This is a genomic window from Corynebacterium sp. HMSC071B10, assembly GCF_001814825.1.
In the GTDB taxonomy this organism is placed as follows: domain Bacteria; phylum Actinomycetota; class Actinomycetes; order Mycobacteriales; family Mycobacteriaceae; genus Corynebacterium.
The window spans coordinates 44,805-61,156 of sequence record NZ_KV818004.1 but is presented as its reverse complement, the minus strand read 5'-3'; the positions used below and the strand labels follow the sequence as shown (position 1 = coordinate 61,156).

At 65.0% G+C, this 16,352-nt stretch carries 17 protein-coding genes and 1 pseudogene; 11 read left to right on the top strand and 7 right to left on the bottom strand.

Annotated elements, in window-relative coordinates; genetic code table 11:
* Positions 1–41 precede the first annotated feature (41 nt).
* Together narI and HMPREF2990_RS05045 are read right to left on the bottom strand one after the other, a co-directional pair.
* Positions 42–812, bottom strand: a complete 771-nt coding sequence (gene narI / locus HMPREF2990_RS05050) for a respiratory nitrate reductase subunit gamma (protein ID WP_070762988.1) — start codon at positions 810–812, stop codon at positions 42–44.
* A gap of 12 nt (positions 813–824) precedes the next feature.
* Positions 825–1,193, bottom strand: a pseudogene (locus HMPREF2990_RS05045) (nitrate reductase molybdenum cofactor assembly chaperone); the annotation flags it as partial.
* Here HMPREF2990_RS05045 and HMPREF2990_RS12680 point away from each other — a divergent pair.
* Complete coding sequence (locus tag HMPREF2990_RS12680; RefSeq protein WP_070762986.1) at positions 1,116–1,454, top strand: molybdopterin-binding domain-containing protein; 339 nt, start codon at positions 1,116–1,118, stop codon at positions 1,452–1,454. The pseudogene HMPREF2990_RS05045 and the gene HMPREF2990_RS12680 overlap by 78 nt on opposite strands.
* On the opposite strand, the gene HMPREF2990_RS05035 is transcribed toward HMPREF2990_RS12680, so the two are convergent.
* From HMPREF2990_RS05035 to HMPREF2990_RS05015, 5 genes are read right to left on the bottom strand one after another with little or no spacing between them, the layout of a single operon-like run.
* Positions 1,451–2,020 (bottom strand): molybdenum cofactor guanylyltransferase, encoded by a 570-nt coding sequence (locus HMPREF2990_RS05035; protein WP_246817449.1) that lies wholly within the window; start codon positions 2,018–2,020, stop codon positions 1,451–1,453. The genes HMPREF2990_RS12680 and HMPREF2990_RS05035 overlap by 4 nt on opposite strands.
* Positions 2,021–2,025: 5 nt before the next feature.
* Positions 2,026–2,505, bottom strand: coding sequence for a cyclic pyranopterin monophosphate synthase MoaC (moaC, locus tag HMPREF2990_RS05030; RefSeq protein WP_070762985.1), 480 nt, complete (start codon positions 2,503–2,505; stop codon positions 2,026–2,028).
* A gap of 10 nt (positions 2,506–2,515) precedes the next feature.
* Positions 2,516–3,748 (bottom strand): molybdopterin molybdotransferase MoeA, encoded by a 1,233-nt coding sequence (locus tag HMPREF2990_RS05025; protein ID WP_070762984.1) that lies wholly within the window; start codon positions 3,746–3,748, stop codon positions 2,516–2,518.
* A 3-nt stretch (positions 3,749–3,751) separates the two neighbouring features.
* Complete coding sequence (gene moaA, locus HMPREF2990_RS05020) at positions 3,752–4,780, bottom strand: GTP 3',8-cyclase MoaA (RefSeq protein ID WP_070762983.1); 1,029 nt, start codon at positions 4,778–4,780, stop codon at positions 3,752–3,754.
* A gap of 52 nt (positions 4,781–4,832) precedes the next feature.
* Positions 4,833–6,611, bottom strand: coding sequence for a long-chain fatty-acid--CoA ligase (locus HMPREF2990_RS05015; RefSeq protein WP_070762982.1), 1,779 nt, complete (start codon positions 6,609–6,611; stop codon positions 4,833–4,835).
* Positions 6,612–7,079: 468 nt separating this feature from the next.
* Here HMPREF2990_RS05015 and rho point away from each other — a divergent pair, with 468 nt between their 5' ends.
* From rho to HMPREF2990_RS04965, 10 genes are all read left to right on the top strand, one after another.
* A complete protein-coding gene (gene rho / locus HMPREF2990_RS05010) occupies positions 7,080–9,050 on the top strand; it encodes a transcription termination factor Rho (protein WP_070762981.1) in 1,971 nt (656 codons plus the stop codon).
* Positions 9,051–10,124 carry a peptide chain release factor 1 gene (gene prfA, locus HMPREF2990_RS05005; protein ID WP_070762980.1) on the top strand — a complete coding sequence of 358 codons (1,074 nt, stop codon included), beginning with the start codon at positions 9,051–9,053 and terminating at the stop codon, positions 10,122–10,124.
* 7 nt (positions 10,125–10,131) lie between these two features.
* Positions 10,132–10,962: a peptide chain release factor N(5)-glutamine methyltransferase gene (gene prmC, locus HMPREF2990_RS05000; RefSeq protein WP_070762979.1), complete on the top strand. Its 831-nt coding sequence runs from the start codon at positions 10,132–10,134 to the stop codon at positions 10,960–10,962.
* A gap of 25 nt (positions 10,963–10,987) precedes the next feature.
* Complete coding sequence (locus tag HMPREF2990_RS04995) at positions 10,988–11,647, top strand: L-threonylcarbamoyladenylate synthase (protein WP_070762978.1); 660 nt, start codon at positions 10,988–10,990, stop codon at positions 11,645–11,647.
* Between the two features lie 3 nt (positions 11,648–11,650).
* Positions 11,651–12,811: an MraY family glycosyltransferase gene (locus HMPREF2990_RS04990; RefSeq protein ID WP_070762977.1), complete on the top strand. Its 1,161-nt coding sequence runs from the start codon at positions 11,651–11,653 to the stop codon at positions 12,809–12,811.
* Positions 12,812–12,892: 81 nt separating this feature from the next.
* On the top strand, positions 12,893–13,309 hold the full coding sequence (locus tag HMPREF2990_RS04985) for a Cg1360 family ATP-synthase-associated protein (RefSeq protein ID WP_070763147.1): 417 nt from the start codon (positions 12,893–12,895) through the stop codon (positions 13,307–13,309).
* A 427-nt stretch (positions 13,310–13,736) separates the two neighbouring features.
* Positions 13,737–14,531 (top strand): F0F1 ATP synthase subunit A, encoded by a 795-nt coding sequence (gene atpB / locus HMPREF2990_RS04980; protein WP_070762976.1) that lies wholly within the window; start codon positions 13,737–13,739, stop codon positions 14,529–14,531.
* Between the two features lie 104 nt (positions 14,532–14,635).
* Positions 14,636–14,881, top strand: coding sequence for an ATP synthase F0 subunit C (locus HMPREF2990_RS04975; RefSeq protein ID WP_038589976.1), 246 nt, complete (start codon positions 14,636–14,638; stop codon positions 14,879–14,881).
* 54 nt (positions 14,882–14,935) lie between these two features.
* Entirely contained in the window at positions 14,936–15,508 is a 573-nt protein-coding gene (locus HMPREF2990_RS04970) for a F0F1 ATP synthase subunit B (protein ID WP_038589980.1), read from the top strand.
* A 5-nt stretch (positions 15,509–15,513) separates the two neighbouring features.
* Positions 15,514–16,347 (top strand): F0F1 ATP synthase subunit delta, encoded by an 834-nt coding sequence (locus tag HMPREF2990_RS04965; RefSeq protein WP_070762975.1) that lies wholly within the window; start codon positions 15,514–15,516, stop codon positions 16,345–16,347.
* Positions 16,348–16,352 lie beyond the last annotated feature (5 nt).

Sequence of the window (16,352 nt, the reverse complement as noted above, 5' to 3'; positions counted from 1 at the left end):
TCAACTCCAACTAGGACTGATAGGTAGTGGATGCCTACATGTTAGAGCATCTTTTCGCGCTTGAGCTGCGCCTCGTTCGAGCGGATCGGTCTCCACTGATCCTCGGTACGGCGGCTCTGCACCTCCGCCCCGCGGGAGCGGTAGACCACGTACGGGCGGGTGGAGTAGCCGACCGGCACGGAGAACGCGTGCACCAGGCGGGTAAACGGCCACACCGCGAGCAGCGTGAAGCCTGCCACAACGTGGAGCTTGAACTGCCACGGCACATCCGCCATGAGTTCCGGCTGCGCGTTGAAGATCAGCAGCTGGCGGATCCACGGCGAGATGGTCTCGCGGTAGTCATACCCGCCGGCCTGGCCGAAAACCTGCGTGGACACGGTGGCAATGAAGCCGGAGAACAGTGCCGCGACCAGCAGGACGTACATCACCTTGTCGGAGGTGGCGGTGGACAAAAACACCGAGCGATTCACCACGCGCCGGTACAGCAGGCCGAAGATACCGAGCACGACGGCGATGCCGGCGATGGTGCCCGGGATGGTGGCGATCAGGTGGTAGGCGTGGTCGCTAATACCGATTGCGCGGGTCCAGCTCTTCGGGGTCGCCAGGCCCATGAGGTGGCCGATGATCACGAAGAGCATGCCCCAGTGGAACAGCGGGGAGGAAAGGCGCAGCAGTTTCGACTCGTAGATTTGCGAGGAGTGCGTGGTCCAGCCCATCTGGTCGTAGCGCCAGCGCCAGATGATGCCGATGACAAAAGCGGCGATGGCCAGCCAGGGGAAGGCCACCCACAGGAATGCTTCAATGCCGGTCATGGTTTCTAAGTCCTAACTGTGTTGGGGGACTGCGGTGGGGAAGGGAAGGGGTTGGGTCTCAATACCGACGAGCTCGGCGGGAGGGCCTTGCCGGATCAGGTTGACGTAGCTTTGCACCGTCTCCGGAGCCATTTCGGGCAGCGCCATGCACAGCGCGGTAATCACGTGCGCGTACGGCGAGCCCAGGTCGCTCAGCGCGCGGCGGAGTACCTCGATGCCGTCGCGGTGGCTGGCCACCATGGCGACGGCGTTGTCGGTTACGGAGGCGTCGGCACGCGCGAGTGCTTCGAGCACGACACACAGGTGGTCGGGCAGCTCATCAGAGAGCTCCTCGACGCCGAGCGCGGCCAGCTGCTGGCGAAACGCCAGGATAGCGGCACCGGGCTCGGCCCCAGCAACCTCACCCCGGAGGTGAGCCTGGAGCGCATCTCAACGCGCCTGCACGGGGTGGAGACCAACATCCTGATCGAGGGCCTTGCGCACTCAGAGCGCGCCGGGCTATGCCGCGGGGTAGTGGGGCTGACCTCTCGGGAACCCGGCGGCAGCCTGATCGTCAACGCGCCCAGCTCGCGCGGCGGCATCCGCGACACGCTGACCGTCATCCTGCGGCTGTGGCCAAGCCTGACTGAGTGGGTGAGCTAGAGCTCGACCTCGCCGAGTGCGCGGAGTGCTTCGGGGGTGTCGTAGTCCTGCTCGTTGCCGTCGCCAGGCACCTGCACGATGCGCGTCGGCGGCTGCAAGAGGCGCTTGGCTGCGACGTCGCGCGTGCCGGTGCGCGCGAGCGCGTCGAGAAGCGCGGCGCGGCGCCAGATGGCGCACAAGGGTTGGAGGTAGCCGTCGGCGGCGCGGGTGACGGCGGCGTGTGCGCTCGCCTCGCGCAAAAGAGCCTCGCGCAGGGTGGGTAGAAGCGACCCGGAATCGGGTGCGTCGACGGCGAGGATACCGATCAGGTCGGTGTCGAGAACCTGGACTCCGGCGTGGATGCCGGCGACGGGGCCGCCATAGGGCGGGTCCTCGGTGACTTGGCTCAGGGGTAGGTCGAGTGGGAACGGCGAGACCACCACGGCCTGATCGTGTGCCGGGAGGGAGGCTAGGGTGCGGTCGATGAGGCGGCACCCGTCCACCTTGACCTGTGCCTTCTCCGCACCCATGCGGGTCGAGCGGCCCCCGGCCAGGATCACCACGCCGAGCGAGTGTTCGGGCTGCAAGGAAGTTAGGCCTCCGGCAGCTCGCGGGACCAGTCGCCGGAGCGGCCGCCGGACTTGGCGGTAATCCCGCAGCGGCGGATGTAGGCGGAGCGATCCACGCCCTTGACCATGTCCACCACCGACAGGGCGGCGACGTTCACCGCGGTCAGCGCTTCCATCTCCACGCCGGTGCGGTCGGCGGTGCGGACGGTGGCCTCGATGAACACGTGGTCCTGCTTGATCTCGAGGTCGACCTTGCAGCCGTGCACGCCGATCGTGTGCGCCAGCGGCAGCAGGTCAGGCACGCGTTTCGCAGCGGCAATACCGGCCACACGCGCCACGGCGAGCACGTCGCCCTTGGGCACGGTGCCGTTGGTGAGCGCCTTGAGCACCTCTGGCGAGCAGGCGACCTCGCACTGGGCCGTGGCGGTGCGCACCGTCGGCTGCTTTTCAGTCACGTCGACCATGTAGGCCGCGCCGGATGAATCCAGGTGGGTAAATTGCATTGTTGCTCCTTTAAACATAAACCTTGACCGGGCCTTCGGGCGCATCCACGAGGGCCAGCCCATCTATCCCCGACAACGATGCCACGAAACTCGACGCAGTCGCCGGGGCGAAGGACTCCGCCACCGTGCGCGCACCGTCCTGGCGAAGGCGCACCGGCACAGCGTGGGTGATCTCCGGCTTTGCCGTGCTGACAAAACCCGCGGCCCGGTCGGCGAGGATATGCGGGCGCTCTGCAAAACGCAGGCCGCGAGTCACGCCAGCCTGCGCGGCGATAAGCGGGGCACCGTAGAGCAGGAAAGAAACGTAGGCCGCGACCGGGTTGCCCGGCAGGCACACAAGCGGGGTACCGGCAAACATCCCCGCACCCTGCGGGGTGCCCGGGCGTTGCGCGACTTTGCCGAACCACATGCCGCCGTCGGCAGAGGTGACCTCGCGCACGATGTCGAAGGCACCGGCGCTGACCCCGCCCGAAGTAATCACCACGTCCGCCTCGGACGCGGCACGGCGCAGGGTGGCCTCGGCAGCGGCGTCGTCATCAACGTGGTAGCGCAGCACGCGGGCACGGTGCTCGCTTGCCGACGCCGCGAGCTCCCCAAGCATGGGCAAATTCGAATCCGGGATCTGCGCCCCTCGCACCTCGCCGGGCCAGGCCACCAGCTCGCTGCCGGTGGAGACGACGGCGACGGTGGGGTGCGCGTACACGTCCACGGTGCGGACGCCGGTGGACACGCACGCGGCCAGTGTGCCCGCGTCGACCCGGACCCCGGCCGGCGCGATCGTGTCCTCGGGCTTGGCGTTCTCCCCGGCGGCGCGGATATGGCTGCGGCCTGGTTCCGCATCCGTGATGGTGACCTGGCTGGGCAGTGGGTGCGGCCCGCGGGGAATGTCTGTCTGCTCGACGGGGATGACGACCACGTCGGAGCCAGCATCCGCCGGGGAAATGGGCGCGCCCGTCATCACACGAATCGCGTGTCCCGCCGGGCAGTCGATTGCGGGCGAGCCCGCCGGCACGTCGCCTGCGACCGGGAGCGTCCACGGTCCCTCACCGCGCAGGTGAGCTGCGTGGACGGCAAACCCGTCGACGGCGGAGTTCGCAAAAGGCGGCACCGCGAGCCGACCTTTTACTGGTGCCGCGAGCACGTGGCCTGCCGCTTGATCGAGCGGGACCTCGCGGGTGATCCGCGGTGCGGCGAGCGCGAGCACTCGCTCGAGGTGTGCAGCGATGCTGGGTCGGTCGCTCATGGTCTAGCCGCCGATTTCGCTCATGGTGCGCTCCGGCTGCAAAAAGCCGACGTCGTCGATGCCGTGGCCCGGCTTCTTCAGCCACATCGCCTGCGCCCAGGCGTCTGCGAGCTCTTCGTCGCTCGCCCCGGCGCGCATGAGGTCTCGCAGGGAGACCTCGTCGGCGGTCTTGGAGAAGAGGCAGGCGCGGATCGCGCCGTCGGTGGTCAGCCGTGTCCGGTCGCAGGCACCGCAGAATGGGTGGGTCACCGAGGCGATGACACCGAGCGTGCCCTCGCGGGTCTCGTCCGAGATATTCCACAGCGCTGCTGGCGCGGAGCCGCGGGGCTTTTCCGCAGGGGTGAGGGTGAAGCGTTCTTCCACGCGGGAAAGGATTTCGTGGGCGGTGACCATGTCGCTGCGCTTCCATTTTTCGCGCGGGCCGAGCGGCATCTGCTCGATAAAGCGCAGCTGCAGGCCCTTGTCCAGGGCGAAGTCGACGAGGTCGAGGATGCCGTCCTCGTTCACGCCCGGCATGACCACGGCGTTGACCTTGACTGGGGTCAGGCCTGCGGCAAGTGCGGCGTCGATACCCGCGAAGACGTCCTGGATGCGGTCCCTGCGGGTCAGACGGGCAAACAGCTCGGGGCCGGTCGTGTCCAGGGAGACGTTGATGCGGTCGAGGCCTGCCTCGGCGAGTGCGTCGGCGCGCTTAGCTAGCCCGAGCGCGTTCGTGGTCAGCGCGGTCGTCGGGGCGGTGCCGCTGCCGTCGATACGTAGCTTCTTTGTTGCCGCAATAATCTCTTCGAGCGATTTGCGCAGCAGCGGCTCGCCGCCGGTAAAGCGCACCTGGTGGATGCCCAGTGTTTCCACCGCGAGGCGGATCAGGCGGATGGTTTCTTCGTCGGTCAGCGCCTGCTCGGTGGGCATCCACTCGAGGCCGTCTGCGGGCATGCAATAGGTGCAGCGCAGGTTGCAGCGGTCGGTGAGGCTGACGCGCAGGTCGCGGGCGGTGCGGCCGTATTGATCATCCAGCGTGCGTGTAGTGGGCATAGTGTCCCCACTATAGCTTGCCGAATATCTACGAGAAGACGGGGTAAAAACCTTATTCCTTGGCGGGGTGCGCGGCCTCCACCTCGGCGGAGGACGGGTTGCCGTGCGAGCGGTTGCCCGGGCCGGGCAGCGCGATGATGTCGAATTCTTCGCGCGCCAGGTGCTTGCGCAGATCCTTCTTGTCAAACTTGCCCACCGAGGTCTTATCGATGGTGTCCACGAACGTCCAGTACTCGGGTGCCATCCACTTCGGCAGCACCGCGGACAGGCCTTCGCGCAGGCGCTCGGCGGTACGCGCCGTGCCCTCAATGCCCGGGATCAGCTTGGTCACCGCGAGCGGGCGCTCGCCCCACTTCTTATCTGGGATGCCGATGACGGCGCACTCGATGACCACCTCGGATTCCATGATGAGGTTTTCCACCTGTGCGGAATAGATCCACTCGCCGCCAGAGCGGATGACGTCGCGGGCGCGGTCGTAGAGCGTCATGAACCCGTCGTGGGTCACCGTGCCCACGTCGCCGGTGCGCAGCCAGCCGTCGGCGGTGAAGTGCTTGCGCGCATCCGTAATCGTCTCACCGCGGAACTCGGAGGCGATCTCGCCCGGCTCCTGTGTGGGCGAGTGGTAGTAGCCCTTGGCCACGATGTTGCCGCGCACCTGGATCTCACCCTGGGTGAGGTCGGTGGAGGCCATGACCTCCCCGTCGTTGACCACGCGGTACTCCAGCGAGGGGGCGAAGCGGCCCTGGGAAATCCGGTAGGCCCAGCGCGCCTCGCCGGACACACCCGAGGGCGGACGCGCGACCGTGCCAACCGTCGAGGTCTCCGTCATGCCCCAGACGTGCACTACGTCCACGCCGTAGCGCTCCTCCCACATCTTGATCAGCGCCGGTGGGGCAGGGGACCCACCCACGAAAAGCTCTTGCAGACTCATGCGCTCCGGCGGGTTGTGCAGGTAGTGCACCATGAGCTGGATCCACAGGGTAGGCACGCCGTGGGCCACGCGCGGGTGGGTAGAGGCGATAAGCCTGGCGAGGTTAGGCGCCGACATGTCCGAATCCGGCAGTACCAGCGGTGCGCCCGCGAGGAAGGCGGCAAAGGGCACGCCCCAGCTCAACACGTGGTAGATCGGAATGCAGCACAGGAAAGACTCGCCGTGGGTGACAGCAAGGGAATCCATCGCGCGCAGGCTCGTCGCCTCCAGCCACAGCGAGCGGTGCGAGTACGCGACTCCCTTCGGGGCACCCGTCGTCGCGGTGGAATACACCAGCGCGGCGGCCGTGTTCTCTGGCAGGGTGGGCCAGGGGAAGACGGTGCTGCGGCCGTCGAGAAGCATTTCATAGCTCTCGAGCTGCACCCACTCGGGCATCGGCGCGGACTTATCGGTGACCTCCGAAAGTGGGTCTGCGCCGGTGAAGACCACTTTTTCCACCAGCGGGCACAGCTGCAGCAGCCGGCCCAACTTGGGGGCGAGCCGCGGGTCGGCGACGATGACCTTCGCCTCCGAGTGGTTCACGATGTAGGCGATCTGATCCTCCATCAGCTGAATGTTCAGCGGGGTAAAGACTGCGCCCTTGGCCGCCACCGCGAACATCACCTCGAGGTGCTCGGCGCAGTTATACATAAAGGTGGCCACCCTCTGGTCGCCGTCGATGCCCAAATCATCGTGCAAGGCGTTGGCGAACGCGCCTGCGCGCGCCCCGATATCCGCAAAGGTGCACTCCTCCGCGCCAGTGGCGCGCCACGTCGTGCACTTGGTCGAGCCGTGCGTCTGCGAGCCATAACGCAAAATTTGCGCGACAGAGAAGGGTACTTCCTGCATCGTTGAAAGCATGCGCTTTAGTCTAGCCCGTAGCGTGCAGGGCAAAAGTGGGGGCGAAGCCGCGGGGCCAAGATTACGATCTGGCAAAGATGCGTTACACTAACTCCCGGGTTTGCAACCGTGCCCAGAGATGCCGCAGCACCGCTTCACGCCAACACCGGTGAGAGATGCGCGTACTGCTTGGCCTTCAGACGCAGATTTCGCGCCACTGGGCAATGCTGTAACGGGCGCACCCGCCTCACCCCGCTACCTCCCAGGGCGATTTGAGCTGTGATGGGCCGCAAAGGTCTTCACGGGGAGGGCAGACCGGCACACCACACTGCTGGGCCATGTTTTCAAGGGGTGGGAGTGTGGCGGCTTTGCCCGTCATCAACAGCTTCACAGTTTTTCCATACTGCACACGGAAAGCTTCCAGTTTGCCCGTGCGGGACACGCCCGCGGGGTAGGAGAAGAAACTGGTTAAGCGACGAAAGGACATTCGTGACCGACACGAGTAACGCGGCAGCTACCGGCAACACTGCCGAACTTTCCGCACTGAAAATCCCCGAGCTGCGCAAGATCGCCGCAGAAAAGGGGCTCAAGGGCGTCTCCGCGCTGCGCAAGGGGGACCTCATCCAGGCCATCGTGACCGGCGAGGTGCCGCGCAAGGCACGCGCCGCAGCCGCTGAGGCCGCGGGGGACGCAAGGGACGCAGACACCGCTGAGCAGAACAACGACGCGCCCGCTGCCAGCCAGCGCCGCCGCGCGTCTCGTCGCGCCGCTGGCCCCGCCGACGGGGACGCTGGGGACAACGCCAACGCTGCCGCGCCGCACGCTGAGGACAAGAAGTCCGACAAGCCTGCGAAGGGCGACAAGCCAAAGAAGCAGGATCGCGAGCAGGACAGCGATCACGAAGGCCAGAACGAGAAGTCTGAGCAGGGCGGCCAGAAGTACGAGTCCCGCTCCGCCGCGCGCCGCGCACGCCGCAACCGGGCCCGCCACGACAACGATCAGCACGGTGATCACCAGCACGGAGACAACCAGCACGGCAACGATCAGCACGGCGACAGCGAGCAGGACCACGGGGGCGACGGGAAGCAGCGCGACCGCGACAACCGGGACAACAACGGCGGCCGTAACAATAAGCAGAACAACCGCGGCGGGCGCAACAACAACCGGGACAACAATGACGACGGCAACCAGGGCGGCCGCCGCGGGCGCCGCAACCGTCGGAACCGGAACCGCAACCGTGATAACCAGCACAACCAGCAGGACAACAACCAGCAGCTGGACCCGGAGGAGCTGCAGGAAGTCGCCGGCATTGTGGACATCGTGGATAACAATGCCGCGTTCATCCGCACCACCGGCTACCGCAAGAACAACGCTGACGTCTACGTCAACCAGAAGCTCGTGCGCCAGAACGGCCTGCGCGCCGGCGACGCGGTCATCGGTCAGGTCCGCCAGAACGGCCAGGGCCACTCGCACGGCTCGGGACGCAACCGCCAGCGCTACAACCAGCTCGTCCGCGTTGACTCGGTCAACGGGATGAACCCGGAGGAAGCGAAGCAGCGCGCCGAGTTCCACAAGCTCACCCCGCTGTACCCGAACAAGCGCCTGCGCCTGGAGACCGAGCCGAAGATCCTCACCACGCGCGTGATCGACCTGGTCATGCCGATTGGTAAGGGCCAGCGCGCGTTGATCGTCTCCCCGCCGAAGGCCGGTAAGACGACGATCCTGCAGAACATTGCCAACGCGATCGCGACGAACAACCCGGAGTGCTACCTCATGGTCGTGCTGGTGGACGAGCGCCCCGAGGAAGTCACCGACATGCAGCGCAGTGTGAAGGGCGAGGTTATTGCCTCGACCTTCGACCGCCCGCCGTCAGAGCACACCGCGGTTGCGGAGCTGGCGATCGAGCGCGCGAAGCGCCTGGTGGAGATGGGCCAGGACGTCGTCGTCCTGCTCGACTCGATCACTCGCCTGGGCCGTGCGTACAACAACTCCTCGCCGGCGTCCGGCCGCATCCTCTCCGGCGGTGTGGACTCGAACGCTCTGTACCCGCCGAAGCGCTTCCTGGGTGCTGCCCGCAACATTGAAGAGGGCGGCTCGCTGACGATTATCGCCACCGCGATGGTGGAGACCGGCTCGGCCGGTGACACCGTGATCTTCGAGGAGTTCAAGGGCACCGGCAACGCGGAGCTGAAGCTGGACCGCAAGATCGCGGAGCGCCGTGTCTTCCCGGCAGTGGACGTCAACCCCTCCGGCACCCGCAAGGACGAGCTGCTGATGAGCCCGGAGGAGGCGCGCGTGATGCACAAGCTGCGTCGCATCCTGTCGGCGCTGGATCCGCAGCAGTCGATCGATATGCTGATTAAGCAGCTGAAGAAGACGAAATCCAACGGTGAGTTCCTCATGGGCGTGGCTAACTCCGCGCCGATGGTCGCTGACCAGGACTCGGAGGAGTACAAGTAAATGGCAAACGAAGTCTCACTGGTTGATGACTACGTCGCTGAATACCAGGGCATCCAGGCGCAGATGAGCGACCCGGAGGTGACCTCGGACCAGCAGCTCTTCCGCAAGCTGTCCAAGCGCTACGCGGAGCTGCAGCCGATCATCAAGGCCAACGACGCGCTCCAGCAGGCCAAGGACGACCACGAGGCCGCCTCCGAGATGGCCAGCGAGGACAAGGAGTTCGCCGAGGAGGCCGAGCGCCTCGCCGCAGAGATCGTGGAGCTGGAGGAGCAGCTCGCTGACCTGCTCGCGCCGCGCGACGAGCACGACGGCGACGACGTCATCATGGAGCTCAAGGCAGGCGCAGGCGGCGAGGAAGCCGCGCTCTTCGCCGGCGACCTGGCCCGCATGTACCAGAAGTACTGCGAAAAGCACGGCCTGAAGTGGGACGTGCTCGACGCAGCGGAAACTGACCTGGGCGGCATCAAGGACATGACGGTCTCGGTCAAGGCGAAGAACCCTTCGCGCGACGGAGCCTGGTCGAAGCTGAAGTTCGAGGGTGGCGTGCACCGCGTCCAGCGCGTGCCGGTCACCGAGTCGCAGGGGCGTATCCAGACCTCAGCGGCGGGCGTGTACGTTTTCCCGGAGGCCGACGAGGTCGAAAGCGTCAACATCGATGAAAAGGACATTCGCGTGGATGTCTACCGTTCCTCCGGTAAGGGCGGCCAGGGTGTGAACACCACCGACTCGGCGGTGCGCATCACTCACCTGCCCACAAACATCGTGGTGACCTGCCAGAACGAGCGTTCGCAGATTCAAAACCGTGCGCGTGCGATGCAGGTGCTCCAGGCCCGCCTTGAGCAGCTGGAGCGCGAGAAGCTCGAGGCTGCGGAGGCCGAGGGCCGCGCGTCCCAGGTGCGAACCATGGACCGCTCCGAGCGCATCCGCACCTACAACTGGCCGGAAAACCGCATCTCCGATCACCGCATCAACTTCAAGGCCAACAACCTGGATTCGGTGCTGGACGGCAACCTGGACGACCTGATCACCGCCCTGCAGGCCCACGAGCGCCAGGAGCGCCTTGAAGCAGAGTAGGCCCGCGATGCGGGAGGTACTCGCGCGGGCGTCGGCATTGCTTGCCGACGCCGGCGTGCCCACCCCCGACGTCGACGCCCGTTTGCTCGCCGCCCACATCGCTGGCACCAGCCCGATGGGCGTGCTGTTTGCCGAGGTCACACAGGAGTTCTCCCAGGCCTTCGAGGCCGCCGTCGCGCGACGCGCCACCCGCGAACCGCTACAGCACATCACCGGCACCGCGCCCTTTGGCCCCCTCGAGCTCGAGGTTGGTCCGGGCGTGTTCATCCCGCGCCCCGAGACCGAGGTGCTCGCGGACTGGGCGGTGCGCACGCTCGCGGATACGCCGCGTCCGGTCGTGGTGGACCTGGGCACTGGCTCCGGGGCGCTGCCGATCTACATCGGCCACCACATCCCCGAAGCCCAGCTGTACGCCGTCGAGCTTTCGGCCACCGCACGCGAGTTTGCTGCGCGCAATGCGGCCAGCCACAACGTGCGCCTTTCGCTTATCGACGCCAACATGACCGACCCGGGACTCCTCCCGGAGCTGCGCGGACGCGTCGATCTGGTGGTGGCGAACCCGCCATACGTGCCGGAAACGCCCGACCTGGACCCTGAGGTCTACCACGACCCGCACGATGCGGTCTTCTCCGGGCCCGATGGCATGGACGCCATCCGCGGACTCGTCCCGGTCGCAGCACAACTGCTGCGTCCGGGTGGCTGGTTGGGCGTGGAGCACGACGACGCGACGTCGGAAAGCACGCGCGCGGTCATCGCCGCATCCGGTGGCTTTTCCGCCCCGGAGCCGCTGCGCGATTTGGCCGGGCGGGAGCGGTTTGTGTGTGCGAGTAAGCTTTAACGCGATACGGGAGTAAAGGAGCCCAATGGGGAGCAAAATCTATCACTGTCTCGAGCCGGACGAGCGCGAAGCAGGCCTGAGTGCCGCGGTGGACGCCGTGCAGGCAGGCCAGTGCATCGTGCTGCCGACCGACACGGTCTACGGCATTGGCGCGGACGCGTTCAACAACGACGCGGTGGCGAAGCTGCTTGCCACCAAGCGACGCGGCCCGGACATGCCGGTGCCGGTGCTCGTCGGCTCCTGGACCACGATTCAGGGGCTCGTGCGCGAGTTTTCGGACACCGCGAAGATCTTGGTTGAGGCGTTTTGGCCCGGAGGGCTCTCCATTGTTGTGCCGGAGGCGCCGAGCCTGCCGTGGAACCTCGGCGATACCCGCGGCACCGTGTTGCTGCGCATGCCGAACCAACCGCTCGCGCTCGAGCTTTTGCAGCGCACCGGGCCGATGGCGGTGTCTTCGGCGAATATCTCGGGCAACCCGCCCGCGCTCAACGCCGCGAACGCGAAGCAGCAGTTCGGCGACGCCGTTGGCATCTACCTCGATGGCGGGGACGCGCAGGTGGGGGAGCCGTCGACGATCGTGGATATCTCCGGGCCGCAGCCGGTGGTCTTGCGCGAGGCAGCGATCAGCGCCGAGCGCATCGGTGAAGTCTTAAACCTTGACCCGGAGCAGTTGCGGAGGCACTAGGAGATGACCGGAGCGGGAGTGCCGCTGCGCGAGCTCGGCCTGGTGCTCCTGGTCGCGGCGGCAATTACCTACTTAGCCACGGGGCCGGTGCGCTCGCTGCTCGTGCGCACCGGGAGGGTTGCGGAGATCCGCAAGCGCGACGTGCATACTCAGCCCACCCCCTCGGTTGGCGGGCTCGCCATGTTCACTGGCTTCGTCTGCGCGGTCTTTCTTGCCCAGCAGCTGCCCGCGTTGACCCGCGGGTTCGCGCCAATTACCCCGGAGATGACGGCGGTGCTCGCGGGAGCTTTCGCCATCGTGGTCGTGGGCATTGTCGACGACCTCTACGAACTCGGCGCGCTGACGAAGCTGCTCGGGCAGTTCCTCGCCGCCATCGTCATGAGCGTCATGGGCATTTCCTTTACCGTTTTCTTCCTGCCCTTTGGTGAGGGAACCACCTTGATTCTGGACCAGGTCCAAGGCATGGCGCTCGGAGCGATCTTTACCGTGCTCTTGGTCAACGCCGTGAACTTTGTCGATGGCATCGATGGGCTCGCCGCAGGCGTCGGCATGATCGCGGGAAGCGCGATCCTGGTCTTTTCGCTCACCGTGCTGCACGAGCAGGGCGGCGCGGTCTCGGCCTACCCGCCAGCGATCATCTGCGCCGCGCTGGTGGGGATTTGTGCGGGCTTTCTGCCGCACAACTTTGAGCCCGCGCGGATCTTCATGGGGGACTCCGGCGCGATGCTCATCGGGTTGCTGCTCGCCGCGGCGTCGATTTCTGCCTCCGGCAAGATCAACATGTCCCTCTACGGGACTGCTGATCTGGTGGCGCTGGTCAGTCCGATCATCGTGGTGCTCGCCGCGATCGCGCTGCCGGTGGTGGACCTGCTGTGGGCCGTCGTGCGGCGCACCGCTCGTGGCCAAAGCCCCTTTGCCGCGGATTCGGGCCACATCCACCACCGGCTTTTGCGGCTTGGGCACACGCACCGTCGCACAGTAGTGGTGCTCTACCTCTGGGTCGCCGCTGTGGCCTTCGGTGCGGTGAGTTTCTCGGTGGTGCCGACCCGCGCGGCGGTGCTCTTTACGCTGGTGCTCCTGCTCGCGGCGTTCCTGCTCACTCTTGTGCCGCTCCGCGCGGGCAAGATCGGGCCGACGCGCATCCCACGGGGGAGCACGCAATAGGGAAGTGCTGGCCGTTGGGTAAGATGTCGCTTCGTGAGTACTTCCACGCCGGACCCCAGCAATGCACAGCCCGACCTCGAGGTGCGTGACACCGAGGAATTCCTCGACCAGCGACTGCCTATTACCCGCGCCCTGAAGATCGCTGCGGGTGCGCTGGTGGCGCTGACGTTGATCAGCCTCATGGCATGGGGCGCGGCGCGCGAGTTGCCCGGCATCTGGGGCGTGCTCATGGGTGTGGCGATCGGCGGCGGCTTCGTGCTCGCCACCGCGGCGACGGTGCTGGCCACGTCGAACTCGACCCCGAGCATGACCATGGCGGTGGTGCTCGGCGGCTGGCTAGTCAAGATGGTGGTCTTGATTCTGCTCTTCGTGTGGCTGCGCGGGTTCGACTTCTACGACAACACCGCATTCGGTGTGACCACGCTGGCCGCCCTCGTGGTGGCGCTCACCGCAGAGGCGTGGGGTGTGATCACCTCGCGTACCGCTTACCTGAGCTAGGAGACGGGGGCAGCGCTCGTCGACAAGTGCCTTGGGCACGTGCGACGGCGGGGTAGCGCATGGCCGCGAACAACTACCCCTGTTTGGCGGTATGTGACAGACATTACAAGGGGGTAAACATGCTGGTTATGGTGGCACTTTACCCCGAAAACGGGTGGGAGGCAGTGACATATAGGTGGCACGACCCCCAAAGTCCAGGAAACTCACGACGACCTGTTAAAGTATCCGACGGGCATACTTGAGGCAGGGGACTGCTCAGCGAAAGCTGGCTCACGCTGCCTTTTAAAGACTCCCCTGTCCCCGCGGTAGCAGATGTGCGACGGAGTCCGCCGCGGGTGACAGCTTTGATGAAGACGTCCATCGCACCGCATTCACACCGGATGCGGCCCGAGAACGGGAGAGAACGCTGAGCGTTACAACTTTGGCCATGAAGGGTAGTTTTCACGCACCCGAACTTGGTCCAGAATTTTTCCCGGGGCACACGTACGGCCAGTTCATTGGTGAAGACTTTGCCAATGGATGGTTCGCGCTGGATCGCATCATGCTCGTTCGCCTCCTTGTGGCAGCGATCCTTGTGATCCTCTTTGCTATTGCCTTTAGGAAGCCACAGCTGGTTCCTAAGGGGCTGCAAAACTTCGCAGAAATGGGTGTGGACTTTGTTCGCATCCACATCGCAGAAGACACGTTGGGGAAGAAGGACGGCAAGCGATTCCTTCCGCTTATCGCCACCATCTTCTTCACCATCCTGTTCATGAATGCTGCGACGATCATTCCTTTCCTCAACATCTCGCCTAACGCGCGTATCGGTATGCCGATCGTGCTGGCTGGTGTTGCCTACATTGCGATGATCTACGCAGGCGTGCAGCGCTACGGCATTGCTTACTTCAAGCACTCCACCGTCATTCCTGGACTGCCTTGGTTCCTCCACCTCCTGGTGGTGCCGATCGAGATCTTCTCGACGTTCATTCTGCGTCCGGTCACCCTGGCACTTCGTCTCATGGCGAACTTCCTGGCCGGCCACATCATTCTGGTCCTGCTGTACTCTGCCACGAACTTCTTCTTCTGGCAGCTCAACGCATGGACCGGGCTCAGTGGCCTGACCATCATTGCAGCGATCCTGTTCACGCTCTACGAGTTGATCATCATCTTCCTGCAGGCATACATCTTTGCTCTGCTGACGGCGGTCTACATTGAGCTCTCGTTGCACGCGGATGCGCACTAACAAAGGCGCGACCAACTGGCCTAACTGAATAACCCCTCCACATTGTCACTCGCCCTCCTGCACTAAGGACGCGGGGGAGCACCTAGAAAGGGAACGACTTTCACATGAACGACATCATCCTCGCCCAGGCAAACGAGACTGTCACCGCTTTCGACGGTCTGCAGTCCATCGGCTACGGCATCGCAACCATCGGCCCTGGTATCGGTATCGGTATGCTCGTCGGCAAGACCGTCGAGGGCATGGCTCGTCAGCCGGAGATGGCTGGCCAGCTGCGTACCACCATGTTCCTGGGTATCGCCTTCGTTGAGGCACTTGCCCTCATCGGCCTTGTTGCCGGCTTCCTGTTCTAAGAAGAGCTAGCCAACCTAGCGATAAGAGTCCATTTTTTAGAACAGGAGCAACCAATGACTAACGTCAACGAATTTCTCGTGGCGGCTGAGGGGTCGGAGGACATTCCGTTTACGTCGGAACCTTCCATTCTCTTCCCCGCTGCGTACGACGTGGTTTGGTCGCTTGTCGTCTTCATCATCGTCTTCTTGCTCTTCTGGAAGTATGTGCTTCCGAAGTTCCAGGAAGTGTTGGCGGAGCGCGAAGACCAAATCAAGGGTGGCATTGAGCGCGCTCAGGCTGCCCAGGCTGAAGCGTCGGCTGCCCTGGAAAAGAACAATGCAGAGCTCGCCGAGGCACGCGCCGAGGCCGCTGCGATCCGTGAAGCTGCCCGTGCAAAGGGCAAGGAGATCGAGGCGGAATCCCGTGAGCGCGCTGAGGCCGAGTCCAAGCGCATTGTAGAAGCTGGAGAGAAGCAGCTTTTGGCTTCCCGTGAGCAGGTCGTTGCCGAGCTGCGTAACGACTTGGGCCAGAACTCGATCAACCTCGCCGAGCGTCTGCTGGGCACCGAGCTGTCGGATTCGACCCGTCGCTCGAACACGATCGACTCCTTCCTCTCTGAGCTCGACAACGTCTCGACGAGAAAGTAGGCGAGATGAAGGCAGCGAGTCGCGAAGCACAAGCAAAGGTCTCGGAACAGCTCGATCAGCTGATCCAGAACTCCGACAACGCCGTCGCTACTGCGATGAACGTCGGCGCGGAACTGTTCCTCATCGTTGATCAGCTCGACGGGGAGCGCGCGCTGCGCATCGCCGTTGCCGATAGCTCGGTCACCGGCGAACAGCGCACCGGCGTCATGCGCGACGTGTTTGGTGGGAAGGTCGCGGAGCCGACCCTGCAGATTCTGCTGGCAGCAGCGGAGCAGGAGTGGTCCACGCCGCGCGAGTTCCGCACCGGGCTTGTCAACCTTGGGCGTCGCGCGATTGCGCGCGGTGCTGAGAAGGACGGCAAGCTCGAGCAGGTAGAGGAGGAGCTGTACCAGCTCTCCACCCTGCTGGAGCGCGAGAAAGATCTGACCCAGCTGTTGTCGGACCGCACTGCGGTGTCCGAGAAGAAGCGAGGGCTGCTGGCTAACGTGATTTACGGCAAGGTGACGATGTTCACCGAGGCTTTGGCTTTGCAGGTCATCGGCCGGCCGCGTCACAACCCGGTGGACGACCTGGTGGCACTGGCCACCGAGTTCGCCGACCTGCGCGGCAAGACCGTGGCACGTGTCGCCACTGCTGAGGGACTTAATGACTCTCAGCGTGACGTCCTGACGCAGAAGCTTGAGAAGATTTACGGTCGTGAGATTGCTATCCACTCCGAGGTTGACCCCAGCCTCCTCGGCGGGATGGTTATCCGTGTTGGCGATGAGGTAATTGACGGTTCCACGCGCGGCAAGCTTGCCCGCCTGCGCACCGACGTTGCCGCGAACGCGACCCTCTAAGAACG